The sequence below is a fragment of the Mycobacterium sp. NPDC006124 genome, assembly GCF_040614235.1.
Classification (GTDB): Bacteria; Actinomycetota; Actinomycetes; order Mycobacteriales; family Mycobacteriaceae; genus Mycobacterium.
Genome location: NZ_JBEXUA010000007.1, coordinates 175,967 through 202,543 on the forward strand (window position 1 = coordinate 175,967; position 26,577 = coordinate 202,543).

23 protein-coding genes are annotated in these 26,577 nt (G+C 68.1%); 13 read left to right on the forward strand and 10 right to left on the reverse strand.

What is annotated here, in order from left to right; genetic code table 11:
- Positions 1 to 14: 14 nt before the first annotated feature.
- The 8 genes from ABZ195_RS16555 to ABZ195_RS16590 form a co-directional block, all read right to left on the reverse strand.
- A complete protein-coding gene (locus tag ABZ195_RS16555; RefSeq protein WP_355219534.1) occupies positions 15 to 1,121 on the reverse strand; it encodes a DUF3060 domain-containing protein in 1,107 nt (368 codons plus the stop codon).
- Between the two features lie 40 nt (positions 1,122 to 1,161).
- On the reverse strand, positions 1,162 to 1,644 hold the full coding sequence (locus ABZ195_RS16560) for a DUF456 domain-containing protein (protein WP_355219535.1): 483 nt from the start codon (positions 1,642 to 1,644) through the stop codon (positions 1,162 to 1,164).
- Positions 1,641 to 2,354 carry a haloacid dehalogenase type II gene (locus tag ABZ195_RS16565; RefSeq protein WP_355219536.1) on the reverse strand — a complete coding sequence of 238 codons (714 nt, stop codon included), beginning with the start codon at positions 2,352 to 2,354 and terminating at the stop codon, positions 1,641 to 1,643. The genes ABZ195_RS16560 and ABZ195_RS16565 overlap by 4 nt, the downstream gene beginning before the upstream one ends.
- Positions 2,355 to 2,440: 86 nt before the next feature.
- Positions 2,441 to 3,406: an NADPH:quinone oxidoreductase family protein gene (locus ABZ195_RS16570; protein WP_355219538.1), complete on the reverse strand. Its 966-nt coding sequence runs from the start codon at positions 3,404 to 3,406 to the stop codon at positions 2,441 to 2,443.
- Between the two features lie 4 nt (positions 3,407 to 3,410).
- Positions 3,411 to 4,274: an SDR family oxidoreductase gene (locus tag ABZ195_RS16575; RefSeq protein ID WP_355219539.1), complete on the reverse strand. Its 864-nt coding sequence runs from the start codon at positions 4,272 to 4,274 to the stop codon at positions 3,411 to 3,413.
- Positions 4,275 to 4,325: 51 nt separating this feature from the next.
- Positions 4,326 to 5,732: an aldehyde dehydrogenase family protein gene (locus tag ABZ195_RS16580; protein ID WP_355219540.1), complete on the reverse strand. Its 1,407-nt coding sequence runs from the start codon at positions 5,730 to 5,732 to the stop codon at positions 4,326 to 4,328.
- Positions 5,733 to 5,831: 99 nt separating this feature from the next.
- Entirely contained in the window at positions 5,832 to 6,764 is a 933-nt protein-coding gene (locus ABZ195_RS16585) for a class I SAM-dependent methyltransferase (protein ID WP_355219542.1), read from the reverse strand.
- Between the two features lie 83 nt (positions 6,765 to 6,847).
- Entirely contained in the window at positions 6,848 to 7,483 is a 636-nt protein-coding gene (locus tag ABZ195_RS16590) for a TetR/AcrR family transcriptional regulator (protein WP_355219544.1), read from the reverse strand.
- A 190-nt stretch (positions 7,484 to 7,673) separates the two neighbouring features.
- Between ABZ195_RS16590 and ABZ195_RS16595 the strand changes: the two genes are divergently transcribed.
- Both ABZ195_RS16595 and ABZ195_RS16600 read left to right on the forward strand, forming a co-directional pair.
- Complete coding sequence (locus tag ABZ195_RS16595) at positions 7,674 to 8,237, forward strand: TetR/AcrR family transcriptional regulator (protein WP_355219546.1); 564 nt, start codon at positions 7,674 to 7,676, stop codon at positions 8,235 to 8,237.
- Between the two features lie 21 nt (positions 8,238 to 8,258).
- Entirely contained in the window at positions 8,259 to 10,412 is a 2,154-nt protein-coding gene (locus ABZ195_RS16600) for an FUSC family protein (RefSeq protein ID WP_355219548.1), read from the forward strand.
- On the opposite strand, the gene ABZ195_RS16605 is transcribed toward ABZ195_RS16600, so the two are convergent.
- Positions 10,409 to 11,383, reverse strand: coding sequence for a pirin family protein (locus ABZ195_RS16605; RefSeq protein ID WP_355219550.1), 975 nt, complete (start codon positions 11,381 to 11,383; stop codon positions 10,409 to 10,411). The genes ABZ195_RS16600 and ABZ195_RS16605 overlap by 4 nt on opposite strands.
- Before the next feature lie 76 nt (positions 11,384 to 11,459).
- Positions 11,460 to 13,181, reverse strand: coding sequence for a putative PEP-binding protein (locus ABZ195_RS16610; RefSeq protein WP_355219552.1), 1,722 nt, complete (start codon positions 13,179 to 13,181; stop codon positions 11,460 to 11,462).
- A gap of 102 nt (positions 13,182 to 13,283) precedes the next feature.
- On the opposite strand from ABZ195_RS16610, the gene ABZ195_RS16615 reads away from it, so the two are divergent.
- The 11 genes from ABZ195_RS16615 to ABZ195_RS16665 all read left to right on the forward strand — a co-directional run bounded on the left by ABZ195_RS16615 (position 13,284) and on the right by ABZ195_RS16665 (position 26,551).
- Positions 13,284 to 14,066, forward strand: a complete 783-nt coding sequence (locus ABZ195_RS16615; protein WP_355219553.1) for a DeoR/GlpR family DNA-binding transcription regulator — start codon at positions 13,284 to 13,286, stop codon at positions 14,064 to 14,066.
- 2 nt (positions 14,067 to 14,068) lie between these two features.
- Complete coding sequence (pfkB, locus tag ABZ195_RS16620) at positions 14,069 to 15,046, forward strand: 1-phosphofructokinase (RefSeq protein ID WP_355219808.1); 978 nt, start codon at positions 14,069 to 14,071, stop codon at positions 15,044 to 15,046.
- Between the two features lie 33 nt (positions 15,047 to 15,079).
- Complete coding sequence (locus ABZ195_RS16625; protein ID WP_355219554.1) at positions 15,080 to 17,095, forward strand: fructose-specific PTS transporter subunit EIIC; 2,016 nt, start codon at positions 15,080 to 15,082, stop codon at positions 17,093 to 17,095.
- A gap of 45 nt (positions 17,096 to 17,140) precedes the next feature.
- Positions 17,141 to 17,398 (forward strand): HPr family phosphocarrier protein, encoded by a 258-nt coding sequence (locus tag ABZ195_RS16630; protein WP_355219556.1) that lies wholly within the window; start codon positions 17,141 to 17,143, stop codon positions 17,396 to 17,398.
- Between the two features lie 234 nt (positions 17,399 to 17,632).
- The gene (gene mycP / locus ABZ195_RS16635; protein ID WP_355219812.1) at positions 17,633 to 18,979 is read left to right on the forward strand and encodes a type VII secretion-associated serine protease mycosin; all 1,347 of its coding nucleotides are present in this window, start codon (positions 17,633 to 17,635) and stop codon (positions 18,977 to 18,979) included.
- Positions 18,976 to 20,373 (forward strand): type VII secretion protein EccE, encoded by a 1,398-nt coding sequence (eccE, locus tag ABZ195_RS16640; protein WP_355219558.1) that lies wholly within the window; start codon positions 18,976 to 18,978, stop codon positions 20,371 to 20,373. Before mycP ends, eccE begins: the two co-directional genes overlap by 4 nt.
- Positions 20,374 to 20,400: 27 nt before the next feature.
- Entirely contained in the window at positions 20,401 to 21,951 is a 1,551-nt protein-coding gene (locus ABZ195_RS16645; RefSeq protein WP_355219560.1) for a PPE domain-containing protein, read from the forward strand.
- Positions 21,948 to 22,289 (forward strand): YbaB/EbfC family nucleoid-associated protein, encoded by a 342-nt coding sequence (locus ABZ195_RS16650; RefSeq protein WP_355219562.1) that lies wholly within the window; start codon positions 21,948 to 21,950, stop codon positions 22,287 to 22,289. Before ABZ195_RS16645 ends, ABZ195_RS16650 begins: the two co-directional genes overlap by 4 nt.
- Before the next feature lie 236 nt (positions 22,290 to 22,525).
- Entirely contained in the window at positions 22,526 to 22,795 is a 270-nt protein-coding gene (locus ABZ195_RS16655) for a hypothetical protein (protein ID WP_355219564.1), read from the forward strand.
- A gap of 606 nt (positions 22,796 to 23,401) precedes the next feature.
- Positions 23,402 to 24,178, forward strand: coding sequence for a hypothetical protein (locus tag ABZ195_RS16660; RefSeq protein ID WP_355219566.1), 777 nt, complete (start codon positions 23,402 to 23,404; stop codon positions 24,176 to 24,178).
- Positions 24,179 to 25,069: 891 nt separating this feature from the next.
- Positions 25,070 to 26,551 carry a hypothetical protein gene (locus ABZ195_RS16665; RefSeq protein ID WP_355219568.1) on the forward strand — a complete coding sequence of 494 codons (1,482 nt, stop codon included), beginning with the start codon at positions 25,070 to 25,072 and terminating at the stop codon, positions 26,549 to 26,551.
- Positions 26,552 to 26,577 lie beyond the last annotated feature (26 nt).

Here is a 26,577-nt window from a genome sequence, read left to right on the forward strand (position 1 = left end):
GTCGATCCTTCGTCTCAGCCGCGGGTGGCGGTGTTGTCGATCCCGCCGGAGACGATCTTAGGCTGTCCGGAGTGGTATGTGACCTCGTTGTCGATGCCGTTGAGGATGACGAGGTCGGCCGAGTCGACGGTGACGACGGCGTCGATCCCGGCGACCTCGAGACTGGCGCAATGGCCCTTCACGGTCACCGGGGTGGCCCCGCCGTTGATGACGAGGTGCCCGTCGTTGCAGTACACCGTCTGCGGTCCACTGTCGCTGACTCGCGTGGTGGCACCGGGGGTGAGCCGAATGGCGTTGTCCTCGGCCATCATCCGAGCGGCCACGCCGGTGCTGATCCAGAGCGCGCAGCCAAGCCAACCGATCACGATCAGCACCCACGCCACCATGCCGATGACCAGGCGGACCCGTAGGCGGCCGGTCCAATTGCCCGACTCGTCGCGGTCGAGGTCGTAGGGGAACGAGCTCACGCACAGTGCCCGTTCGGGATGCCGGGAGTCGGCGAGGATGACGCCGTCGTCGTAGGCGCGACCCCTGACCTTGAGCTCGCCCTGGTAGCCGTCGAGGGCGTACCGCACCACCGTCGTGGTGCTGGGGCCGCTCCAAAGTTGGCGGGTGACCGTCCAACCGTGCGCCTGCGGCAGCCACACGTTGGAGTAGGTGGTGCCGCCGTAATAGGTCGCGCGCGCGGTCACGTCGGTGCCGGCCACCTGGGCGACGCGCCCCCATCGCAGGAGCGCCAGGCGCTTGCGCGTCATCCGGAACTGGAGGCCGTACACGAGTACCAGCACCAGGACGGCGGCCGGTGCCAACAGCCGCGGGTACATGATCCACACGATGATCGGCGGGATGGCGACCATGAACATGGCGAAGAGGTACCACCAACGAAACGGCAACATTTCGGCGAGGAGGAAGCCGAGCGGTACCCGGCGAGGCGCGTCGGCCAGGTTCTCGTCGACGGGCGCGGCAGGTGAACGACGGCCGCCCGGTTGGAAGTTCCGGAGCATGGCGAACACGTCGGACAGCTGACCCGCCACGGGGTCGGGAGACTGCCGAGAACGGGCCTCGGCGAGCTGGGCCTCCAGCTCGGCGATGCGCTTCTCGGGGTCGTCGGCCGACGTCATGGCCGCATGGTCCCACGAAGAATGCCCGCGTGAGGCCGTCTCAGACCAACACGACCCCGACCACCCACACCATCGTCGCCAGTAGTGCCCCCGCGAGCTCCACGCCCACCGACAACGCAACCCCCTTGATGGCGTGCACCGTCGACGCCCACGCCAACCGGGAGTTGCCCCGCAGCGTCAGCTCGGCGAGGAAGACCCCCAGCACGAAGCCGATCACCAGCCCGACCACCGGGATGACGAAGAATCCGACGACTCCCAGCACGCCCCCGGCGAACAGGCTCCACCCGCCGACGTCGGCTCGCCGCATCCGCTTCATCGGCCAGAGGTACTTCACCAACAGCGCGGCCCCCAGGATTGCCGTGGCGAGGCCGAAGGTCACCCACGCGAGCACCGTCCCCACCAGGTACGCCCATACTCCGATCGCCGCGAAGATCAGGATGCTTCCCGGCAGCAGGGGCACCAGGATGCCCACCAAACCAACGGCGATCACCACCCCCACGAGCAGGGTTTCGACGCCATTCATCCCACGAGTTTGGCACCGAGTTCTAAGAAGTCGTCGGCCACGACGTCGAATTCACCGTCCTCCACCCTCGGCGGCGTGCGGCCGGGCCCGCGTTCCAGCGGGCGGGCAACGTAGCCCGTCATGAGCCCGGCGTCGCGAGCTGCCCGCAAATCGCTGGGATGGGCGGCCACCAGCATCAGCTCACCCGGAGCCACGTCGAGCAGGTCCGCACAGCCCAGATAGGCCTCGCGGTCGGGCTTGTAGTGACGGAACAGTTCCGCCGAGATGACGCAGTCCCAGGGCAATCCGGCCCGCTTGGCCATATTGGTCAGCAGCGACAGGTTGCCGTTGGACAGCGTGGTGATCACGAAGTCCTGCTTCAGCCGCGTCAGCCCCGCCACCGAATCCGGCCACGGGTCCAGGCGGTGCCACGCGAGGTTGAGGTCGGCCACGTCGGCATCGGGCACCTCTCCGAGGCCTGCACCGTCGAGCAGATCGTCGAGGATCAGCCGATGCAGCGCGTCGATCTTCAGCCAGGGCAGTTCCCCGTTGCGCACCCGATCCATGGCCGCCGGGTACCCCGCCCGCCACGCGTCGGCGAAAGCCGGCCAGTCCTGCGCGATCCCGTGCCGCTCACCGAAGATCTCCAACTCGCCGATGATGCTGCTGCGCCAGTCGACGACCGTGCCGAAGACGTCGAAGGCCAGTGCCCTTGGCGCAGTCAGGGTCATCGGTTCCTCGCGCAAGCGCTCGTCAGGGTCATCGGTTCCTCGCGCAAGCGCTCGTCAGGGTCATCGGTTCCTCGCGCAAGCGCTCGTCACGGCTCCAACACGACCTTGCCCCGAACCCCACCGGACGCCAGGCTCTCCAGCGCCGCCCTGCCCTCCGCCAACGGGTAACGCACCGGCGGGGGCGGCCGAAGCCCGGCCTCGACCAGCTTTCCGAGGCCCGCGCCGATCTCGGCTTGCGCACCGGGCGTGCGATTGATGAACTCGCCCAGCCCAACTCCCACGACGCTGACGTTGCGCAGCAGCAGCCGGTTCACCTTCACCGTCGGGATCCCACCGCCGGACGCGAAGCCCAGCACCAGCAGCCGGCCCTCGGTCGCGAGCACACGAATCGCGTCGTCGAACGCGTCTCCGCCCACCGGGTCGACCACCAGGTCGACGCCACGACCGTCGGTGTGCTCGCGCACGGCCTGCGCCCACCCCTCGGTGAGCGGCAGCACCACGTCGGCACCGAGGGACTCGACGAACTCCGTCGCACCCGGCCGGTGCACCATGGCGATCACCCTGGCGCCCAGCGCCTTCGCGATCTGAATGGCCGCCGTCCCGACGCCGCCCGCCGAACCGAGCACCAGCACCGTCTCGCCGGCCAGCAGCCCGCCGCGGCGAACCAACGCGAAGTACATCGTGTAGTAGTTGCCCAGCAGGCACACCGCTGCACCGTCGTCGAGGTCGTCGGGGGTGGGCAACACGTTGGCCGGTGGCAGCGCCACCCGCTCGGCCCACGCGCCGAGCATGCTCAGCCCCGTAACCCGTTGTCCCACGGCGAAACCCGAGTCGGCGGGCGCCGATCGCACGACACCCGCCACCTCGGTGCCTGGCACGAACGGCGGGTCCAGCTTGAGCTGGTACTCCCCCTTGATCAGCAGCAGATCGGGAAAGCTGACCCCGGCCGCACCGACGTCGACGACGACCAAGCCGTCACCCGAGACGTCGTCGACGTCGGTGTAGACCAGACCATCCGGCCCGGAGAGTCGTTGCGCGACAAGCGCCTTCATGACATCAGCCCAGTTTGAAGCTGGCCGACTGCGCGGCCGACAGATCGGTGATCTCGCCCCACTTGCCGGCCACGTCCGCGACGGTCGGCACCTCGGAGAAGGTGACGCCGTCGTTCTGGAAGAGAGCGGTCCGCTGCACCTTGCCACCACCGACGATGAAGATCGAGTCGGTGTCGGGCACTTCCTCCGAGCACAGGTAGGCCACCACGGGGGCGACGTACTCGGGCGTCAGCTTCTCGAACACCTCGGGCGGCAGGATGTCCTGCGTCATCCGGGTGGCGGCGATCGGCGCGACGGCGTTGGCCTTGATGTCGTACTTCGCGCCCTCTTGGGCCAGCGTGTTGATCAGGCCGACGAGGCCCAGCTTGGCGGCACCGTAGTTGGCCTGACCGAAGTTTCCGAACAACCCGCTGGTAGACGTCGCGACCACGACGCGGCCGAAGCTCTGCTCGCGGAAGTGCGGCCACGCCGCGCGCAGGACGTTGTAACCGCCGTAGAGGTGCACCTTGAGCACCGCGTCCCAGTTCTCGAAAGTCATCTTGTGGAACGTGCCGTCACGCAGGATGCCGGCGTTGCTGACCACGCCGTGCACGGCCCCGAACTCGTCGATCGCCGTCTTGATGATGTTCTCGGCGCCCTCGGACTCGGCGACGGAGTCGTAATTCGCGACCGCGCGGCCACCGGCCTCCTTGATCTCGGCGACCACCTGGTCGGCCATCGCCGATCCGGCGCCGGATCCGTCGCGGGCTCCACCCAGGTCGTTGACGACGACGCTGGCGCCCTCCCGGGCAAGGGTCAGGGCGTATTCACGGCCGAGACCACCACCGGCTCCGGTGACGACGATGACGCGATCCTGCACTCCGGGCATTGCGTTCCTAACTCTCGATCTTCAGTGACCAGACATGACGACTACTGCTTGCTAGAAGAGCTTTCGCGCGAGCTTCCACGCCTTCTCTGTATACGGCGGGTAGATGAGGGCGGTTAAGTCGGGTCGGGTGGGCTTGGTCAGCACCGACTTGCGGTGGCTGAACTCCTCGAAGCCGAACCTGCCGTGGTAGGCACCGGTTCCCGACGGTCCTACGCCGCCGAACGGCAGCTTGGCGGTGCTGAACTGGAACAGCAGGTGGTTGACCAGCATGCCGCCCGAGGACACGTCCTTGACCACCCTCTCCCGCACAGACTTCGACTTCGTGAAGAGGTACGCGGCCAGCGGCTTGGGTCGAGCGTTGACGAATTCGATTGCATCGTCGAGTGATTGGACGGTGATGATCGGCAGGATGGGCCCGAAGATCTCATCGGTCATCAGCGGCTCGTCAAGCGAGGGGTCGACGACGACGGTGGGTTGGATCTCGTGTGCCGTGGCGTCGGAGCCGCCCCCGACCGCGACGGTGCCCGTGGTGGCCGCCAGTGCGGTGGTCAACCGGTCGAAGTGCCGCGCGTTGACGATGCGCTTGCCCGAGTTGCCCGCCTCGAACGTGGCGATGGCCTCGCCGATCTTGGCGACCAGCTCGTCGCGAATGCTGGCGTCGGCCAGGATGTAGTCCGGTGCGATGCAGATCTGGCCGGAGTTGATCAGCTTGGTCCAGGCGATGCGCTTGGCGGCGACGGGGATGTCGGCGTCGGCGGCCACGATCACCGGGCTCTTGCCGCCGAGCTCCAGGGTGACCGGGGTGAGGTGCTTGGCCGCGGCCTCGTAGACCCTGCGGCCGATCTCGGTGCCCCCGGTGAAGCAGAGCTTGTCGAAGCCCTGGGCGATGAGCTCCTGGCTGACCGATCCGTCGCCCTCGACGACCGCGACGGCATCCGGGTCCAGGTAGCGCGGCACCAGCTCCGCCATCAACGCCGAGCACGCAGGCGCCACCTCCGACGGCTTGAGCACGACGGTGTTTCCCGCCGCGATCGCTCCGACGGCCGGTCCCAGCGTCAGCGCGAAGGGGAAGTTCCACGCGCCGATGACGAGCACCGTGCCGAAGGGCTCGTACTCCACCCAGGCACGGCCGGGCAGCTGCGCGCGCTCGAGCAGCCGGTGCTTGCGCTTGGTCCACTTGCCGACGTTCTTGGCGGCGTCCTTGGCTTCGCCCACGGTGCTGGCCACGTCGGCGAGCCACGCCTCGAACGGTTTGCGGCCCAAGTCTCGTTCGAGCGCAGCGGCGATCGCGGGTTCGTTGTCGGTCAGCAGTCGAGCGAGGGCGTCCAGTTGCCGCTTTCGCCACGCGACGTCACGCGTGCGTCCGGTGGCAAACGTCTCGCGAAGCCGGGCGACGGTAGCTGCGACGTCTGCTGCGCCGGGGACTGAGCTGGGTGGGGCGGGGGCCTCGGTGGTCACGGGGAGTCCTTCCTGACCTGTGGTGACGAGAGGGCTCATTACTGCTCCTCGCGTGCGCCCGATCCTAACCAACCGCTCGGTTGACCAACACCCTTCTGGTCAGTGCCGTTCGCCGACGACGAAGTCGGAGAACGCCTTCTGGTCGGCGTCGTCGGGGAGGACCCAGCGACCCAGGCGCTGCATCTCGTCGCGCGAGGTCACCGCCGTCGCGGTCCAGCCGTGTGCGTCGAGCCATTCGGTGACGTCGGCGCGGTGCTCGTCGTGGTACATCAGGTCGCCGACGTCCATGGCGTCCTCCATCCCGAATTGCGCGGCGATCTTCTGGAACCGTTCGCGCATCAACTCGCGCCGATCCTGGGCCTGCACCCCGACGGTCTCGACCGCCACCCGGCTTCCCGGCGCGCTCAACTCGGTGACGTGGGTGAACAGCTGGTCCTGGGCCTCGGCGGGCAGATACATCAGCAGCCCCTCGGCCAACCACGCCGTGGGTGCCGAGGCGTCGAAACCCGCCGCCAACAGCGCCTTGGGCCAATCGTGGCGCAGGTCGACCGGCACCTCGTGCCGAATCGACGACGGCTGCACACCGTGGCGGGCAAGTGTCGCCGCCTTGTACTCGAGGACCTTCGGTTGGTCGATCTCGAACACCCGGGTGCCCTCTGGCCACTCGAGGCGGTAGGCGCGAGAATCGAGTCCCGAGGCCAGGATGACGACCTGCGCGATGCCCGCAGCCGCGGCGTCGGCGTAGAACGCGTCGAAGAAGTGCGTGCGCACCGCCTGGTAGTTGCCCATGTGCTCGAGGATGGCGGCCGACTCGGGATCGGCGAGCGCGACCTTCTCGGCGAAGGCGTCGTCGAGCATGAACTCCCAGACCCCGGTCCCGGCACCGGCGACGAGCATCTTGGCGTACGGATCCTGGATCAACGGCGTGTCGCGTTCGGTCTCCGCAGCGCGGGCCGCGGCGACCATCACCGCGGTGGAGCCCACGCTGGTGGCAATGTCCCAGCTGTCGTCGTCGGCGCGCAATGAACTCATCGGGCAATGCTACCCAGGAAGTTAGTCGTGCTATCGGGCGGCGCGCGCCGTTTGCCGACGGCCGTTGCCAGAAGTGTGCCGAGTTACTCGGAGAGCTTCCACAGTTTGTTCGCCAACAGCAGCTCGAGCTTGTCGACGATGTTGCCGAGTTCGTCGTGCCCGCCGACGTAGCCGGCGTAGAAGCCCATGCCCCACATCACGGCCACGAGCATCTCGACCAGAGTCGAGACGTCGGTGTCGGTGGTGAGCTCACCACTCTGCAGCGCCTCGGTAACGGCCCAGGTCACGAACGCCCTGGAGGTCTTCAGCGAGTTGTGCTCGTCACGGCTCAACTCGGGGTGCCGCTGGGACTCCAGCACCGACGTCACCAAGAACGCAGCGGCCGAACGGTCGCGAGAATCGGATTGCATGGCCGCCGAGAAGAACGCCGAGAGCCGTTTGAGAAGGGAGGTTTGACCGTCGGCCTTGGCCATGCCGGCGGCAACGACCATCTCATTGGTCTTCTCCACCACCTCGGCGTAGAGCACGCGCTTGCTGGCGAAGTAGTGGTTGATGGCCGGTCGGGTCAGATCCGCACGTATGGCGATCGCCTGAAAGGTAGCAGCGTCGTAACCGAGTTCGCTGAAAACTTCCCGCGCGGCTCGCACGATGCGCTCGCGCGTCTCCGCCGCCTTCGCTGCAGGCGGGCGGCCAGGACCTCGGGTCGCGGTATACGGCACGGTCAAATTGTGCCATACGCTTCGTGTCGGATCGGCGTCAATTGGTTGCGGGACCATGACGGAGCGGTTCCCAGCAAACCGTCAACGCCGTCAATGGGGGTGCGGGGGCCAATTCTTACAAAAGTCCGACATAGCTGACGGGGCAGTTGCTTCGCCGGTGAGGACGCCGTTGCAACTATCGTTCTCATCCATGGCGGGAGGGGTGACCCGGGAGTCGTACTTCGAGACGGGTCTCGAGGTACTGGCAGACGTCGGGTACGGCGGCCTGAAACTCGCCGAGGTCTGCAACCGCCTTGGCGTCACCACGGGGTCGTTCTACCACTACTTCCCGAGCTGGTCGGCCTATACCCGGGAGCTCATCGGACATTGGCTGCAACGCCGGATCGACGGAATGGACGTGGCCTACGCCGAGCCCGATCCGCGACGGCGCATCGACGTCATCATCAAGCACGCCCTGTCGCTGCCCCACGGCGCCGAGGCGGCGATCCGGGTGTGGAGTTCGATCGACCCGGACGTCCTCGCCGTGCAGACCGAGGTCGACAAGCGCCGGTTCGACGTCATGTACGACGCGGCTTTCCAGATTCTCGGGCACGCCAACCAGGCTCACGTGTTCGCATCGTGGAGCATGTACCTGCTGATCGGCTATGAACAAGCCACCCTGCCTCGCGACACCGTCGGATTGAGGTGGGTCGCCGAGCAGATGCTCGACGCGTTGGACTCCGGCCGGTTCGCCTCGGTGCCAGACGGCGAGTGAGGCGCGGTCTACCTTGGGACCATGCTGAACCCGGCCCTTCTCTGGAGCCGGGCGACCGAAAGAGTCAGGCGCCGCGATCCGGAGAAGGATGCGGCCCGCCGGGCGGTGCGGGCGGCGCTGGTGCTGCCCGTGGCCGCCGCGATCGGGTTTGCCCTCGGAAGTGGCTCGCAGACACCACTGTTCGCAATCTTCGGCTCTGTCGCACTGCTGATCACCGTCGACTTCCCCGGTAACCGGCCGGCGCGGGCGCTGGCCTACGGAGGTCTCGGCGTCAACGGCGCCATCCTCATCACCCTGGGCACCCTGGTGGCTCCCAACCCCTGGTTGGCGGTGCTGACGATGTTCGTCCTGGCCGTGGTCGTGACGTTCTCGGGGGTGCTCAGCGAGACCTTCGCCGCCGGGCAGCGTTCGACTCTCATGCTCTTCGTGCTGCCCGCCTGCACTCCGGTGGGCCCCGTCCCCGAGAGACTGCTGGGCTGGTTGGTCGCCCTGTCGTTGGCCATCCCCGCCGCGCTGTTCCTGCTGCCGCCCCGCCATCACGGCGACCTGCGCCGCCACGCCGCGCTGGTGTGCCGAACGCTTGCCGACCGGCTCGACGGCGACGCCGGCGACGAGGACGTGTCGACGGCGATGGGTGCGTTGCGGGCCAACTTCCTGGGCGCCGACTTTCGCCCGGTCGGGCTGACCGCCGGGAGCCGCGCGCTGGTGCGGGTGGTCGACGACCTCCAGTGGCTGTCGGACCGGATCACCGGCTCCAGCGGAGAGTTGCTCGCCGAGATGCGTGATCCGGTGGTGCGGGTGCTGCGCGAGAGCGCACTGGTACTGAGCACGACGGTCGACGAGCGCGACGCGCACCGGGCCAACCTGTCCGAGGCGCTGGCCGTTCAGCGGTTGATCGCCCAGAGCCGCTACCGCGACGACATCCTGGAGATCCTCGCCGAGCCACACGACACCACGGCCATCGGCGTGGGCCGAAAACTGCTGACCCGCAGGACCATCTCCGGGTGCGTGGGCACGACGGGCCGCGTCATCGGCATCGCGGCCGCGGCCGACGCCCGCCCGGTGTGGGCCCGGGTGCTGGGACGCCGACTGCCCGAGGCCGGGGCCGCCGAGCGGCTGCTGTCCGAGTCACAGGCCCTGACCTCGCTGCCCGGAGGATTCCTGGCCACCCGAGCCGTCGTGGTGCGCAACAGCATTCGTACCGGACTCGGTCTTGCCCTCGCGGTGGCGGTCACCCACGTCTTCCCGGTTCAACACGGCTTCTGGGTGGTGCTCGGCGCCATGTCGGTGTTGCGCAGCAGCGCACTGACGACGGGCACGCGGGTGATCCGCGCCGTGGCCGGGACGACCATCGGCTTCCTGGTCGGCGTGGTGTTCATCGAGTTGATGGGCGTGGACCCGATCGTGCTCTGGTTGTCGTTGCCCGTCGTCGCGTTCGGGTCGGCGTACGTGCCCGAGGTGGCGTCGTTCGTGGCGGGTCAGGCGATGTTCACGATGATGGTGCTGATCATCTTCAACGTCATCAACCCGAGCGGATGGCAGGTGGGGCTGCTCCGAGTGGAGGACGTGGTGGTCGGGGCGATGGTGGGCGCGGTGGTCTCGCTGCTGCTGTGGCCGCGCGGCGCCGCGGCCAGGGTGTCCCGCGCCGTCGACGAGTCCATCGCGGCCGGGGCGACGTTCCTGACCGTGGCCGTCAAGCGGGTGACGCGGGGCGCCTCCGAATCGGCGAACGACCAGGTGTTCGCACTTGGCCACGCGGCCATGACGGCCTCGCGAACACTGGATGACGCGGTGCGCCAGTACCTTTCGGAGAGCGGTGGCTCGACCGACCGGCGCGCACCAGCGATCCGCGCCGTGAACCGGGCGGTGCGGGTGCGCACGGCCGCCGAGCTGATCGCCGACGTGGTACCGCCGCCGATCGACGCCTATCCGCGAGTTCGCGAGGTGCTCGAGTTGCACACCTCGGTGATCCGCGAACGTCTGCACGGCCGAAGGCCGGTGCACGATCTCGGTCCGATCGGCGACGACTTCGTGCTCGCCCTCCGCGCCGAGGCCGGCGACGACGACCTGTCGATCAGGGCGGCGCTGCCGCTGGTCACCGTCGCGGCCAACCTCGGCGAATTGGAGCTGCTGTACCCGGAGCCGGTGCACCCGGCCGCCCTGCGGAGCGGTTAGCGACCGCTCCGATGCGGCATCAGGGCGTTCGGCGGGATGGCGCCGAACTTGCCCGCGTTGAAGTCCTCGAGCGCCTCGATCACCTCGGCCTTGGAGTTCATGACGAAGGGTCCGTAGTGGAAGACCGGTTCACGAATGGGCTTGCCGCCCAGCAAGAGCACCTCCATCGCAGGGTTGCGCGCATCCTGGGACGAGCGGGCGGAGACCGAGATCCGGTCCCCCGGGCCCATGACGGCGAGTTGACCCTGTCGGATCGGGGTTCCCACCGGACCGACCGCACCCTCGCCCGCCAGCACGTAGACCAGCGCGTTGAAGTCCCGGTTCCATGGCACGTCCAAGCGGGCGCCTGGCTGAATCGTGGCATGCGCCAACGTGATTGGCGTATACGTCGAACCAGGACCCTGCTGGGCGTCGATCTCGCCGGCGATGATGCGTACCAACGCGCCACCGTCGTCGGAGGACAGCAGCTTGACCTCGCCACCCTCGATGGACTGGTAGCGCGGCGCGGCGAACTTGTCCTTGCGCGGCAGGTTGACCCACAGCTGAATGCCGTGGAACGTGCCGCCGCTCTCCACCAGTTCGGCCGGCGGAGTCTCGATGTGCAGGACACCGGCGCCGGCCGTCATCCACTGGGTGGCTCCGTCGGTGATGAGTCCGCCGCCGCCGTGCGAGTCCTGATGGGCGAAGCGACCGTCGATGATGTAGGTGACGGTCTCGAAACCGCGGTGCGGGTGCCAGTCGGTGCCCTTGGGCTCGCCGGGCTCGTATTCGACCTCGCCCATCTGGTCCATGTGGACGAACGGGTCGAGGGCGGCGGCGCTGACGCCGGCGAAGGCGCGGACGACGGGGAAGCCCTCACCCTCGTATCCCTTCGGACCGGTCGTGATCGACCGCACGGGGCGTTCGGTGTCCGCCGCGGCGGGCGGTGCCACGCGGGGCAGGGTCAGGGTGTCGGCGGTGATGGCGGGCATCTGCGGTCTCCTCGGTAGAAGGTACCCAGCATAACCGGACCGCGGTCCGATTGATTCCTGACCGGCTCGCCAGGGGTCAAGCCAGGACGGCGGCGGCGGCGGCCCGGGCCTCGGCGGCGGTGGCCGTGTCCAGCGCGGCGGCGGCGGCCTCCTGACACTGGGCGAGCGTGACCTGGGAGAGCTTCGCGCCCACGGCGCTGACGGCCGCGGCGGCCGCCGAGAGCGACGAGACGCCGAGGCCCACCAGCACGCAGGCCAGCTGCGGATCGGCGGCGGCCTCACCGCAGACGCCGACGGGCTTGCCGCGCGCCACCCCCGCCTTCGCCGCCATCGCGACCAATGCCAGCACGGCCGGCTGCCACGGATCGGTCAGCGTCGCGAGCTCGGCCGACATCCGGTCGGCGGCCATCGTGTACTGGGTCAGGTCGTTGGTCCCGATCGACAGGAAGTCGACGTGTTCGAGGATGCGGTCGGCCAGCAGGGCGGCCGCGGGGACCTCGATCATCACGCCGGGCACCAAGCCGTGCGCGCGAGTCTCCTCGGCGAAGGCCTTGGCCTCCGCGGGCGTCGCGATCATCGGCGCCATCACCCACGGCGCACTGCCGGTGTTCTTGGCCGCCGCGGCGATGCCCTCGAGTTGCCGGGTGAGGATGCCGGGGTTGCCGTCGGCGATGCGGATGCCCCTCACGCCCAGGGCGGGATTCGCCTCGTCGGGGTGTCCGACGAACTTCAGCGGCTTGTCCGACCCCGCGTCGAGGGTGCGGATGACGACCTTCTGACCGGCGAACGCGTCGAGCACCTCGCCGTAGATCTGCGCCTGCTCGTCGACGGACGGTTCGGTCGACCGGTTGAGGAAGCACAGTTCGGTGCGGAAGAGGCCGACGCCCTCGGCCGGGGTCTCACGCGCCGAGCGCGCCGCCGCCCCGTCCTGAACGTTGGCGAGGATCGCGACCACGTGCCCGTCGGCCGTGGCGCCGGGGCCACTCCAATCCTTCGCGAGGTCGGCCTCGCCCCGGGCGACGGCGACCGCTTGGGCGGCCTCCGCCTCATCCGGTGCGACGGTGACGGTGCCTGCCGTGCCGTCGACCATCACCATGGTGCCCGCAGCGACCGAGTCCAGACCGTCCACGGCGACCACGCAGGGGATGCCGAGTTGCCGAGCGATGATCGCGGTATGGCTGGTCGGCCCGCCGAGCGTGGTGGCGAGTGCGACGACCAGTGAGGCGTCGAGGCCGGCGGTGTCGACCGGCGCCAGATCCTCGGCGCACAGGATCGACGGCACCTCGGGCACCGGGACACCGGGTTCGGGCAGCCCGTTCAGTTCGGCGATGACGCGGTCTCGGATGTCCCGCAGATCGGTCACGCGTTCGGCCATCAGCCCGCCCAGCTGGGTGAACATGGTGACGAACTGGTCGACGGCGCCGGTCACGGCGCTGACGGCCGGGTTGCCCTGCCCGATGCGCTTCTCGGTGGCGGCAATCCAGGCCCGGTCCTGGGCGAGCTGGGCCGTCGTCGCCAGCACCTCCGAGGCGGCACCCGACGCGTTGGCCGCGCGGTCGCGCAGCCGGTCGGCCACGGCGGCGGCCGCAGCGGTGAACCGGGCCACCTCTCCGGGGCGCCGCGACTCTTCGAGATCGGCAGGGGCGGTCGCGGTGTCGACCGAGGGCCGCGAACCCGGCCTGATCACCGGCGCGTATTGCACGCCACCCACCGCGGGGATGCCGCGCAGAACGGTGCCGACCGATGACTGAGTGGCATCGGCGGGGTGCAGTGATACAGGAGACGTAGTGGCGCTCATGTGAACCAGATTACAACAAACCGTTGACAAGTCAACACATTCAGGGGTAAAACCAACTATATCAACATCACTAAGCCACCTAAACCACAAATACGGAGAGTCATGTACGCCGAAGAGCGCCAACAAGCGATCGCCGCATTGGTGATCAGCCAAGGCCGCGCCTCGGTTGCCGAGCTCGCGCACACCTACGACGTCACCACCGAGACGGTCCGGCGGGACTTGGCCGCGCTGGACCGGGCCGGCGTGCTGCGCCGCGTGCACGGCGGTGCCGTCCCCACCCGGGCGCTGCACCTCGTCGAGCCGGGGGTGGGCGAGCGGGAGACCACCCGCGCCGACTACAAGGACGCGATCGCCGAGGCCGCCGCCGAGTTCTTCCCCCTCAACGGCGCCAGCGTGCTGCTCGACGCCGGCACCACGACCGCCCGCATCGCCAACCAGCTGCCCACCGACCGCCAACTGAACGTCGTGACCAACTCGGTGCCCATCGCCGCCCGGCTCGCGTCGATGTCCACGGTCACCCTGCAACTGCTCGGCGGCCGCGTCCGGGGCCTCACGCAGGCCGCGGTCGGCGAACAGACGCTGCGCGTTCTCGACAACCTCCGCGTCGACATCGCGTTCATCGGCACCAACGGCATCAGTGCCAGGCACGGACTGTCCACCCCCGACAGCGAGGAGGCCGCCGTGAAGCGCGCCATGGTCGCATGCGCCAACTACGTCGTCGTCGCCGCGGACTCCTCGAAGGTGGGCCGCGAGGACTTCGTCAGCTTCGCCCCGATCTCCAGCGTCGACACCCTCATCACCGACGCCGAGATCTCCGACGCCGACCGCCGGATCCTCACCGACGAAGGCGTCGAAGTCATCGCGACGGGAGCCACTGGAGAATGAGCATGATCGTCACCGTCACCCCCAACCCCAGCATCGACCGCACGGTGTCGCTGGGCGCACCGCTGACGCGCGGGGCCGTGCACCGCGTCACCTCGGCCACCAGCGAGCCGGGAGGCAAGGGCGTCAACGTCGCGCGGGCGTTGGGCCTCGCCGGGCTCGACACCGTCGCCGTCCTTCCCACCGCCGACGACGACCCCATGGTGGCCGCTCTGCACGCCGCCGGCGTGGCCTTCCGCAGCGTCCCCGTCGCCGGGGTCGTCCGGACCAACCTCGCGATCACCGAGGCCGACGGCACCACCACCAAGCTCAACGAGCCCGGGGCGACGCTCGACGCCGCGGCACTCGACGCTCTCACCCGGACCGTCCTGTCCTACGCTGAAAGTGCCTCGTGGATCGTGCTTTCCGGGTCCCTGCCGCCGGGAGTGCCCGACGACTGGTACGCCGACGTGGTCGCCCGCCTCGCCTCGGCACCGTGCCAGCTCGCCGTCGACACCTCGGAGCGTCCGCTCGACGCGCTCGCCGCCGGCTTCGGCACCGCGGCACCGGACCTCATCAAGCCCAACGCCGAGGAACTCGCCGGCCTCGTCGGCGCGGCACCGCAAGACCTGGAAGATGCGGTTGCACATGGTGATCCGACACCGGTGATCTCGGCGGCCAACCAGCTCATCGAGCGCGGCGCCAAGACCGTCCTCGTCACGCTGGGGGCGGCGGGAGCCGTCCTGGTCGACGCAGGCGGCAGCTGGATGGCGGCCCCGCCACCCATCACCCCGCGCAGCACCGTCGGCGCCGGTGACTCGTCGCTGGCCGGCTACGTACGCGCCGCGGTCGGTGGGGCCGAGCCTCCCCGTCGACTCCAGATGGCGGTGGCCTACGGCAGCGCCGCGGCCGCCCTGCCTGGCTCGGCTCTTCCCGCCCCGTCACGAATCGACCTGGACGCCGTTCGCGTCTTCGCCATCACCCCGTCCACCGCCCGTCCCTGATCCGACCCGACTCACACCAGAGGAAAGAGAAAAATGTCCATCATCACCACCGACCTCGTCGCCATGGACGTCGACGCGGGCGGCGACAAGGAGGCCGTCATCGGCCTGCTCGCCGCGCGTCTCGCCGATGCCGGGCGCTCCTCCGACGGCGCGGGTCTGGTCGCCGCCGCGATGGCGCGGGAAGCGCAGTCCGCCACCGGTCTACCGGGTGGCATCGCCATTCCGCACTGCCGCTCCCCCTACGTCGACCAGGCCACCATCGGCTTCGCGCGGCTCTCGCCCGCGGTCGACTTCGGCGCGCCCGACGGTCCCGCCGATCTCGCGTTCCTGATCGCGGCGCCCGACTCCGGCGGTGCCGAGCACATGAAGCTGCTGTCGAGCCTTGCCCGCGCCCTGGTGCGCAAGGAGTTCGTCGCCTCGCTGCGAGCAGCGTCCTCGTCCGAGGAGATCGTCGGGCTGGTCGAAGGCGTGGTGAACCCACCGGCCGCCCCTGCCGCCACACCGTCCGCACCGACCGCCCCGGCCGAATCGGCGAAGACCACCACCCTGATCGCGATCACGGCTTGCCCCACGGGAATCGCCCACACGTACATGGCCGCCGATTCCCTGGCGCTGGCCGCCAAGGAAGCCGGCGTCACGATGCACGTCGAGACGCAGGGCTCCTCGGGCAGCACCCCGGTGGCCGCCGATGTCATCGCGGCCGCCGACGCCGTCATCTTCGCCACCGACGTCGGGGTCAAGGACCGCGGCCGGTTCGCAGGCAAGCCCGTCATCGCCTCCGGCGTCAAGCGCGCGATCAACGAACCCGCGAAGATGGTCGCCGAAGCAGTCGCCGCCGCAAGCGATCCCAACGCCGCGCGCGTCGAGGGCTCCGGCGGCGGAGCCGCGTCGTCGGCCGCCCCGTCGGCATCCGGCGGCGTCGGCTGGGGCACCCGCACCCGCCAGATCCTGCTCACCGGCGTCAGCTACATGATTCCGTTCGTCGCCGCGGGCGGTCTGCTGATCGCGCTGGGCTTCTTGTTCGCCGGATACGACATCGCCAACAAGCCCGAGGGCGCGACGCAGTCCCTGGGCAACATCATCGCGAGCACCAACTCGCTGACCAACCTGCCCTCCGGTGGATTCGTGCAGTACCTCGGTGCCGTGCTCTTCACCTTGGGCGGCTTGGCCTTTGGCTTCCTGGTACCCGCCCTGGCCGGCTACATCTCGTTCGCCATCGCCGACCGTCCCGGCATCGCACCGGGTTTCACCGCAGGCGCGGTGGCCGTCTTCGTCGGCGGCGGTTTCATCGGCGGCATCGTCGGCGGTCTGATCGCCGGCTTCACCGCACTGTGGATCAGCAAGATCACCGTCCCCAAGGCCATGCGCGGCCTCATGCCGGTCGTGATCATCCCGCTGGGCGCGTCACTCATCGTCGGCCTGCTGATGTTCTTGCTTCTCGGCCGTCCGCTGGCTGCCATCACCTCCGGCCTGACCAGCTGGCTCGGTGGCCTGTCCGGCAGCTCGGTGATCCTGCTGGGAATCATCCTGGGCCTGATGATGTGCTTCGACCTGGGCGGGCCCGTCAACAAGGCGGCCTATGCCTTCGCCACCGCGGGACTCAACGTCGCCGATCCGTCCTCGCTGCGCATCATGGCCGCGGTCATGGCCGCCGGCATGGTGCCGCCGCTGGCGATGGCGCTTGCCTCGACCGTGCGTCCGAAGTTGTTCACCGAGCCCGAGCGTGAGAACGGTCGTGCCGCATGGCTTCTCGGTGCCTCGTTCATCTCCGAGGGCGCCATCCCATTCGCCGCGGCCGATCCGCTTCGCGTCATCCCGTCGATGATGGCCGGCGGCGCGGTCACCGGTGCGCTCATCATGGCCTTCGACGTGACGCTCAAGGCCCCCCACGGCGGCATCTTCGTGTTCTTCGCGATCGGCAACCTCCTGTGGTTCCTGGTCGCCCTGGCACTGGGAACCGTCGTCGCCGCCGCCGCCGTCGTCGCGGCCAAGCAGTTCTCCAAGAAGAAGGTCGGCGCCGATACCGCTCCCGAACTCGTCGCCGCCTGACAGCCTCACCCCCAAGAACAAACCACCACAGCAAGGAGATCCACCATGCCCGCCAAGACCGTCATCGTCGGTTCGTCGATCGGCCTGCACGCCCGCCCCGCGGCGATCATCGCCGAAGCCGTCGTCAACGCCGGCGTTCCCGTCACCCTGTCCGTGGACGGCGGCGAACCGATCGACGCCGGATCGGCGCTGATGATCATGACCCTCGGGGCCGGCAACGGTGCGCAGGTCACCGTCGCCTCGGACGACGAAGCAGCGCTGAGCACCGTCGCCGAACTGATCCAGAAGGACCTCGACGCATAGGTACTCGCATCGACGGACCGTAGGACCCACTCGTGGGGAGGTGCCATCGGCGCCTCCCCACGAGCCGTCGATAATGGTGCATGGGGCACTCCGGCCGCATCGTAGGATTGCGCATGTGCTCGTGCTCGTAGGGCGTGACGTGAGGGAATGCGCGGCCCAGGGGGCGGCTACTGCTTTGCTATGGGGGTCCAGGCGCAAGCTGGACCTGGTCGGGGAACGAAGGGGTGACTCGTGATGCGTCGCATCGTCATGCTCCTCGCCGTTCTGTTCCTGACGGTGTTCACCGCGCCGCCGGCCGTGGCGATCGAGCCACCTGCGATCGATCCCGCCGCCCTGCCGCCCGACGAGACGGGACCAGACACCCCGACCGAGCTACGTCGCGTCTGCTCGAGTCCGACGGTCTTCCCGGGCGCCAACTTCGCGGACAAGCCGTGGGCCAACGACTACCTCCGGATCGCGGACGCCCAGAAGTTCGCGACCGGCGCGGGCGTCACCGTCGCCGTCATCGACACCGGCGTGAACGGCTCGGCGCGCGTGCCAGCCCTGCCCGGCGGAGACTTCGTCGACAAGGCCGGCGACGGCATGAACGACTGCGACTCCCACGGCACCCTGACCGCGTCGATCATCGGTGGACGACCCTCGCCGACCGACGGGTTCGTCGGTGTCGCGCCCGACGCCCGACTCCTGTCACTGCGCCAGACCTCGGACAACTATCAGCCCGTCGGCGCGCGAACCGACCCCAACGACCCCAACACGACGCAGACCGCCGGGTCGTTGCGCAGCCTCGCCCGCTCGATCGTGCACGCCGCGAACCTCGGCGCCCAGGTGATCAACATCAGTGAAGCGGCCTGCTACAAGATCACCCGGCCCATCGACGAGAAGAGCCTCGGCGCCGCCATCGAATACGCGGTCAACGCCAAGGGCGCCGTCATCATCGTCGCAGCCGGCAACACCGGCCAGGACTGCACCCAGAACCCGCCGCCAGACGCCTCCACCCCGGCCGACCCTCGCGGCTGGAAGCAGGTCCAGACCATCGTCTCGCCGGCGTGGTACTCGCCGCTGGTCCTCACGGTCGGCGGCATCGGCCAAACCGGACAGCCCAGCACGTTCTCGATGTCCGGTCCGTGGCTCGGCGCGGCCGCGCCCGCCGAGAACATCGTCGCCCTGGGTTACGACGGCAACCCGGTCAACGCCCTCGCGGGTCAGGACGGCCCGATCCCGATCAACGGAACCTCGTTCGCGGCCGCCTACGTGTCGGGGCTGGCCGCGATGCTGCGCCAACGCTTCCCCGACCTCACCCCGGCGCAGATCATGTACCGGATCACCGCCACCGCGCGGCATCCCGGGGGCGGCGTCGACAACTACGTCGGAGCGGGCGTCATCGATCCGGTGGCGGCGTTGACGTGGGACGTCCCCGCGGGCCCGAAGACGGTGCCCTACAAGGTCCAGGCCATTCCGGCGCCGGTCTACGTCCCGCCGCCAGACCGTGGTCCCATCACGATGGTGGTCGTGGCGAGCGTCAGCCTGGCGGTGGCCCTCGGGATCCTGGCCCTGGCCAGGCGCGCCCTGAGGCGCCGATGAAGGACCTGCTGTCGTCGTTCGGTCTGCGCGTCACGACGGGACACCTGCTGTGGGCTGCCGTGCTTATACCGGCTTGCCTGGTGTTCTTCGTCCACATCCACCTGACGTGGTTGGCGATCACCTTGGCCGTGTTGATCGCGATCGCCGCCACGCTGACCGTGCGCGGCCGGCGGATCACGGGCTGGATCGCAGCCGTGTTCGCCTGGCGCCGCCGGCACGTGGTCCCGCCGGCGTCACCGTCCACCGCGGCCGTCGGCGCGACCGTGATCCCCGGCGATCACGTCGCCGTTCGCTGGCAGGGCGACCATCTGATCTCGATCATCGAACTCGTCCCGCGACCGTTCACGCCGACGGTCATCGTGTCCGGCGAGGCCTTCACCGATGACGTGCTCGACACCCAACTCGTCGAGAAGCTCATTGCCACCTACTGCCCGGATCTGGAGGCCGACGTCGTCTCGGCCGGGTACCGGGTCGGGCGCACCGCCCCGGCGACTCTCGTCGCGCTCTACGACCAGGTCGTGGGGCCCTATCCGGCTCCGGCCAACCGGCGAACCTGGATCGTGCTGCGTGCCCTCCCGGAGGAGACCCGGAGGTCGGCGCTGCGTCGTGACGCCGGCGTCGCGGGTCTGGCGCGCTACCTGGTCGCCTCGACCACCCGCATCGCAGATCACTTGGCCAGCAACGGAATCGACGCCAGGTGCGGACGCAGCTTCGACGACTTCGACCGCGCCACCGAGATCAGTTTCGAACGCGAGGCGTGGTCGTTGATCAAGGGGCGTAGCACCTTCACCGCTGCCTACACCGCACCTGGCGGCCCGGACGTGTGGTGGTCGGCACGGGCAGATCACACCATCACCCGGGTGCGGATACGCCCCGGCGCCGCCCCGACGACGACCGTGTTGCTGACGACGTTGGCCGAACCCTCGACGCCGCGGGGCTTTTCGTGCCTGTTCGGAGGCCAGCGCGCCGCGCTGCACGGCGAGAGCCCGACGACCGATCGGCACTACGAACTGCCGATCGGCTCGGCGGGCGTGCTGGTCGGTGAGACCGCCGACCGGTATCCGGTGTACATGCCCTTCGACGACGTCGACGTGAGCATCAATCTGGGTGACGCACGATTGTTCACGCAGTTCGTGATTCGCTCGGCCGCAGCGGGTGCCGTCATCACGCTGGGTCCCCAGTTTCGCGAATTCGCCGGACTCATCAACGCGCGGGTGGGCACCGTCGCCAAGATCGTCTGGCCCAACTCGACCACCTACCTGGGGCCGCATCCCGGAGTCGGTCGAGTGGTGTTGCGCCACAACTTCATCGACACGCCGCGCCATCGCCAACTGCCGATCCGGCTGATCAATCCGCGTGAGGAAAGCCGCTACCAGATGGCGTTGGAGCCATGAACTCGCAACACGGGGTGAGGAGTTCACATGCCAGATGGTGAAGTACGGGTCATCACGCAGGATCTGCGCACCAAAGCCGTCGAGATCAAGAACATCCAGTTCAGTGGCGTGCAGAACAAGCCGCTGGTGATCCCGCCGGACCAACTCGCGCTGTCGAAGTCGGCCGTCGACGACCTCAACCAGAACGCGAGCTACCTCTACCTCAACCAGGACTACGGCGATCGCGAGGGTGACCGGCTGGCGGAGACACTCCAGTCGGTCGCAGAGGCCTATGACCGGGTGGACGCGTCCGCGGCCGCCAACATCAACGGTGTTCCCGAGCCACAGATGCCCAAGACGAACGCAATTCCCGCGCCGACGATGCCCGCGCCGATGGGCAGTCCCCTCGGAGTCAACCCCGACGAGATCGGTGACGTCGAGCGAGCGCAGCAGATGCTGTCGGCGGGCGATCACGGCGGCTCACTGCGTGAGGCCGCGGCACAATGGCTGGCGAATGGAAACGCACTGCAGGCAGCCTCTCAGCAATTCAAGGTGAAGATCGAGAACTGGGAGGGCGAAGCGGCCGACCAGGCATACGCCAAGTTCGTCGCCTACGGCGAATGGCTGTCGCAGCTTGGTGAATCGTGGCAGAAGCTGGCGGGCGAGGCCATGCGGATCTCGGACGCACATGTCAAGGCACTTCTCGACCACACGCCCGTCTACCAGAACTACGAACAGCTCAAGGCCCAGATGATCACCGCGATCCAGAACGGTGGCAGCGCAGCTCACACGCTGGGCCTCGAAATGGAGAAGCTGCAACACCAGTCCGACGAGATCGTCGATGGATACGCCAAAGAGGCTGCGCCGCAGCGCGTCACGCCGCCTACGCCGCCACCGAGCGGGGTCCCGACCGTGCCCGTGACGAGCAACGGCAACCCGAACCAGACCTCGCCGAACGCCACCCCGGGAGGCGGCGGGGGCAGCGGTGGCGGGGGCGGCGGCCAGCCGCCGGGCGGCTCTGCATCGATGCCGCAGGCTCCGAGCCAAGGTGTGTCGCCCATGTCGGCTGAGAAGGGGGCGGGTGAGTCCGCGGCCGGTCAGGGCGCGGGTTCCGGCGGCGGGTCACCCTCGGGAGGTGGCTCCCCGTCAGGTGGATCTCCCGGCGGCGGCATGCCGAGCATGCCGGGTGGTGAACCTGGCGACACTCCGTTCCTGCCGGACGATCCCAGCCTGCATCCGGCCGCAGCCGATGCTGGTGGCGGTGCGGGCGGTGGCTCCGGAGGCGGAGCTGGCGGGGGCGCGGGCTCGATTCCGTTGCAGCCAAGCGTCGGTGGCGTCTCCGTCGGACCAGGGCCCGCCGGAGCGGGTGGTCCTGGTGGTGGCCCGGCTGCGGGTGGCACCGGTGGCGCGATGGGCGGCGGCATGGGCGGCGGCATGGGCGGAGGCCACGGCGGTCAAGCGCAAGGCGGCAAGGAGAAGCGCCGCACCCCCGGTCTCTCCCCCGACGAGGATCTCTACGTCGAGGACCGCGAATACACCCGCGGCGTCATCGGTGACCGGAAGCGCAGGACCGTCCAGGATCCCAAGGACCCCCAGTGACCGAGGACATGCACCCGCAGGTGGCGGCGGTGTTGAAGCAGGCGCAACGGCTGCAGTCACTGATGGACGATCAGCTGACCAAGATGGCGGGCGAGACGTTCACGGCCACCGACGAGACCAAGACCGTCGAAGTGACGTTGAACGGCCATCATTGGCTGACCGACGTCTTCATCGAAGAGGGGTTGCTGCGGCTCGGAGCCGATACTGTCGCCGCACGAGTCAACGAAGCCCTGCAAAACGCGGGGGCGACGGCGTCTGCCTCGATCGAAGCCGACCGGGAACGCATCGACTCCGTCGTCGCAGAGATCACCTCGGACCTCTACGACGCCAACGACTAGCACCGGGAGCCGATGCGGTGGATCGCACACAGCCGCGACGGGCCTCGTGCAGACGTAGACCATTGCCTTCGCGGTGTGTCTGGAGATCAAGGGCTGGCCGGATCCGGCATTTTGGTGCGCGTGGCAGCGGGGTTTTCGGCTTACGGTGAAGACGTGTGCGCGTCGCCGTGGCGAGGCGCTACCGGCGAGTGCGGCGGGGGTGCTGACATGTACGAGGTTGTCGAAGGAACGCGCGGATGAGCACGCCTTCTCACGACGGGTGGTCCTCACCTCAGCAATGGGATCCGCCGCCCACCGACAGCGGGCAGCAGCCCTACGGTCAGCCGTTCGACCCGACGGTGTCCAGCCCCAAGCAGCAACCCCCGCCGCCGGGCTGGGACGGCGGCACGTGGACCCACCACGGCGGATCGAAGGCCTCGGACGGCAACGGCCGGTGGCTGTTGTTCGCGATCGGGGTGGTGGTCGTGCTCATCGTCGCGGTGGCAGTTGCACTCTTGGTCTTCTAGGTACGTCCACTCGGTGGCAGGCCACGACGGGAACCAGCCACTGCGCCATTTCTCATTTCAACACCTATCCATAGACGAGAATTGGTAGCCATTTCGTTTCGAACGCACGGCCTGCTGCGCCCGAATTCGTGCGTCATCGAGACTCCCGTGTCGCCTAGGCTTGATGAAGCGCCTCGGTAAACTCCGGAGCGTGATGACCGGATGGTGCGGAGGCAGAGCTGTGCGCATTCCAATCTCGGGCGGGCAAGCATGAGCATGCCGCCACCCGGTGGATGGCAACCGCCCCAGCAACCAGGCCCACAGCCCTATGGTGAACCGCACGGCCAACCCGGTTACGGATCTCAGCCGCCCGGTTGGCAGCAGGGGAATTGGCCGCAGCAGCCTGCGCCGCCGCCGCAGAAGCAGGGCGGCAGTCTCAAGTGGTTGTTGATTGGCGTCGCGGTTCTACTCGTCATCGCCATTAGCGTCGGCGCCACGCTGCTATTCACTCGGGACGGCAACGGAGGTTCCACCCCGCCGACAACGGGTGGGGCAAGCGACGTCGCCAGTGCGAGCGATACTGGGCCTGTATCGATCGTTTCTGACGAACCCACGTGCAAAACATTCTTGAGCATCAACAATAGTCTGGGCGATGTCCAGAGAAATGGATGGTCAGATGCGCGTGGCACCTTAGGTCCGGTCGGAGAATGGACGCCTGAGCAGAAGGCACAAGCGCAGGCTGTGGGGGTGGCGATGCGAACTGCGTCGGATCAGATCATCCCGCTAGCTAAACAAACACCTCATAGAGTCGTTCGTGAACTGTACGAGCAGTTTGCTGCGTATGGTCGGGCTTACGCGGACAGCCTTGCAACCTATGTCCCGAAAAACGATTTCCTCGCGGCGGCAAATATTAATATCAGCGCGACCCTTTTGGGGATGTGCGAGGCAATTGAGACCGGCTCGGCCAGTCGATCAGTCGCGGTTCCCGAGCCGGCGCCGCCGACGACTGTTGCCAAACCGCAGGACTCGCAGGAGATTAAGCCTTTCATTGATAGCTCCGGAGCGTTCTGTAAAGACTGGAGCAGCGCAGCTGACGAGTTCAACTCGAATACTTCGGAATGGCAAAAACTGGACCCCAATACTCCTGGTCAGTGGACCCCTGAGCAACGCTCGCAACAACAAGCAGCCATGCCCTACGTGACGACGTGGGCCCAAAATATGGACGAAGTAGGCCGCGGATCAGGTAATCCTGTTCTCGAGGACCTGTCGGTGCTTGCCGCCGCTTACCTGAAAGGGTATGTGAGCGCTGGTGACAGCTACGTCAGCGCTGACGGCTGGTTACGGTACGTCGCTTACAAAATCAATCAGACGATTTTGTCCGCGTGTAGCTCAGTCGAGGTGTGATTGGCGATGTCGATCCCAAGGCCAACAGGTCAGTACAAAAGTCAGATGACCACGCCTCCGGACGCGTGGCCGGAGGCTGACGAGGACGCGCATGCACATCGTGCCGGCGATTTACTAAAAACAGCACTCAAACTTGATCGAGCCGGGGCCGCCTGGCTGAAGTCCCAGACGTCTATTTTTGAGGGAAACACGTGGTTTGGGCAAGCATCGGATGCTGGTAAGAAAAAGGTCGACGCGGCGGCCAAGTCCATGGAGCACATAGGCAGCCTCATAACAAGTGCCATCGAATTTCACTGCAGCGCATATCAATCTATAAAAAACGCAAAAGAGCAAATTGGGTCAATTTGCGACGCCGCACAACGAGTTATCGACGATTTATTGTCGAGATCGCTGTCGTCGAAAGATGACCAGCAGAAGCGAGAAAACGCGATCAAAGCGATCGTGGAGCGCGCCCGCCAAGCAAACGAAGGTGCCGTCCGCGCTGCCGGAAGTGCGATTGCGGCGGGTCAATTATACCCGCCCGTTTCAGATAATGACGTTCCGAAGTTTGAAGAGCAGATACCCAACTTTGGGGCGCCTGCACCAAGCGCCGTAGGGGGGTCGCCTGGCTCGGCAGTGCCGACCGACAGCAACACCACTCTTACCGAATCGGCGCCGAGTAAAGCCGGCTCGGAAAAGCCGAATGCCGTTCCGGTCGATGACGCTAAGACTTCCGCGGCAGCGGCTCCGCAAGTTGTCACAGCTGGTGGATCTACGCCAGTGCCCACAGACCGGGCGACCACTGACACTAGACAGACCCCGCAAAACGTCCAAAATGCGGGTTACTCGCCACAGCCAGGATCTCCCGGGCCCTCACGCCCGTCGGTGCCCAGCACGCCAAGCACTCCCAGCTTGAGCGGCGGCGGAGGCGGAGGTGGACCGTCCTCGGGATCGTCCGGCGGCGGCACCTCCTCGAGCGGATCGTCATCCTCGCCGGCTCAATCCACCGGCAACGTGTCGTCCGGCCCCAAAGCCGGTTCGCAGGCGGAGTTCCAGGCCAAGGCCGATCCCGCCGCCGATGCGAAGAACGCTCAAGGCAAGGGCGGCGCCGCAGGCGGACCCGGCGGCAGCGGTGGCGAGAAGGCCCCGGCCGACCAGTTCTCCAAGGGCCTCTCCGCCGCACAGAACGTGGCCACCCAGCAGCCCACCATGTCCCCCGCCGCGGCCACCGCCCCACCTCCCACGCCGCTGGCGCAGCCCACCGATCCGGCCGCGGCCGCACCCGTCCAGCACACGGCAGGTTCGACTGGCGGAGGCGGCGGAGGCGGTGGCGGCGGCGGCGGAATGTCCGGCGGTGGTGGGTCCTTTGGCTCCTCCGGCGCCAGCACCCCGGCACCGCCACCGATGCCCCTCGGACCCCCGGCCACCCCACCGCCGGCGGGCCCGCCGCCTGGCACCGGCAGCGGAACGGGTACACCGGCGCAACCCGCGGCCTCGGCGAACAGCGGTCCCGGCGTCAACCCCGCGTCCACCGGCAAGGTCGACCCCGCCCTCGCCGGCATGGCGCCCATGCCCGTCTCGGCCGCCCGGATGGAGCGCGACGCCATCCTCTCCGCCTCGACCGCCGGCGCGATGCAACGCCACCGCGGCAACGCCAACGCCGCACTCATCCACGCCCGCCGCATCGCCGCCGCCCTCAACATGGGTGCACCGCAGTACGGCTTCTACTGGGTCACCGGACTCACCGCCGACGGATCCATCGTGGTGGCCAACAGCTTTGGGCTGGCCTACATCCCCGACGGGGTCGAACTGCCGGCCCAGGTCACGATGGCCTCCGCCGACGAGTCCATCGCCCCCACCGAACGCGGCACCTGGGCCACCTATCCGATCCTGGCCATCCAAGGCTGGGCCCAGGCCCACGACCAAAAACTACGCGCCGTCATCGCCACCAAGGAACAGTTCGCCAACTTCGACCCCGGCGTCCCCAAGGTCGTCCTGCAACGCGACGACATCCCCGACAACGGAAGGATGCAGGGACGCAGCCGCCTCGAAGTCATCGCCCCCAGCGCCGCGGCCCGGCTCGCATCGGTCGGCGACGCCGCCTTGCAAGATCTGCTGCCGGTCGCGCCGGCGGACTCCACCGCTCCCGAGGACAAGTCGGCGGCCCTCTGGTTCAACCTGATCAAGCCGTTGATGAGTACCTCCGCCGACCGAGGCGCCTCCCATCTCGAGGCGTTCGTCGTCTACGCCGACCACATGCAGGAGCTCGCACTTCACAAGGCGCACAACGCTCTTGACGCATCTCTTCAGCGGGATGCGATCGCCGACTGGGTGTACTGGCAGCACCTGAGCGTGCTGATGTCCGACGCGCTCAGCGCCGACGTGCCGGTCTGAGACGGGCGCTGCTCCGGAGACAGCTA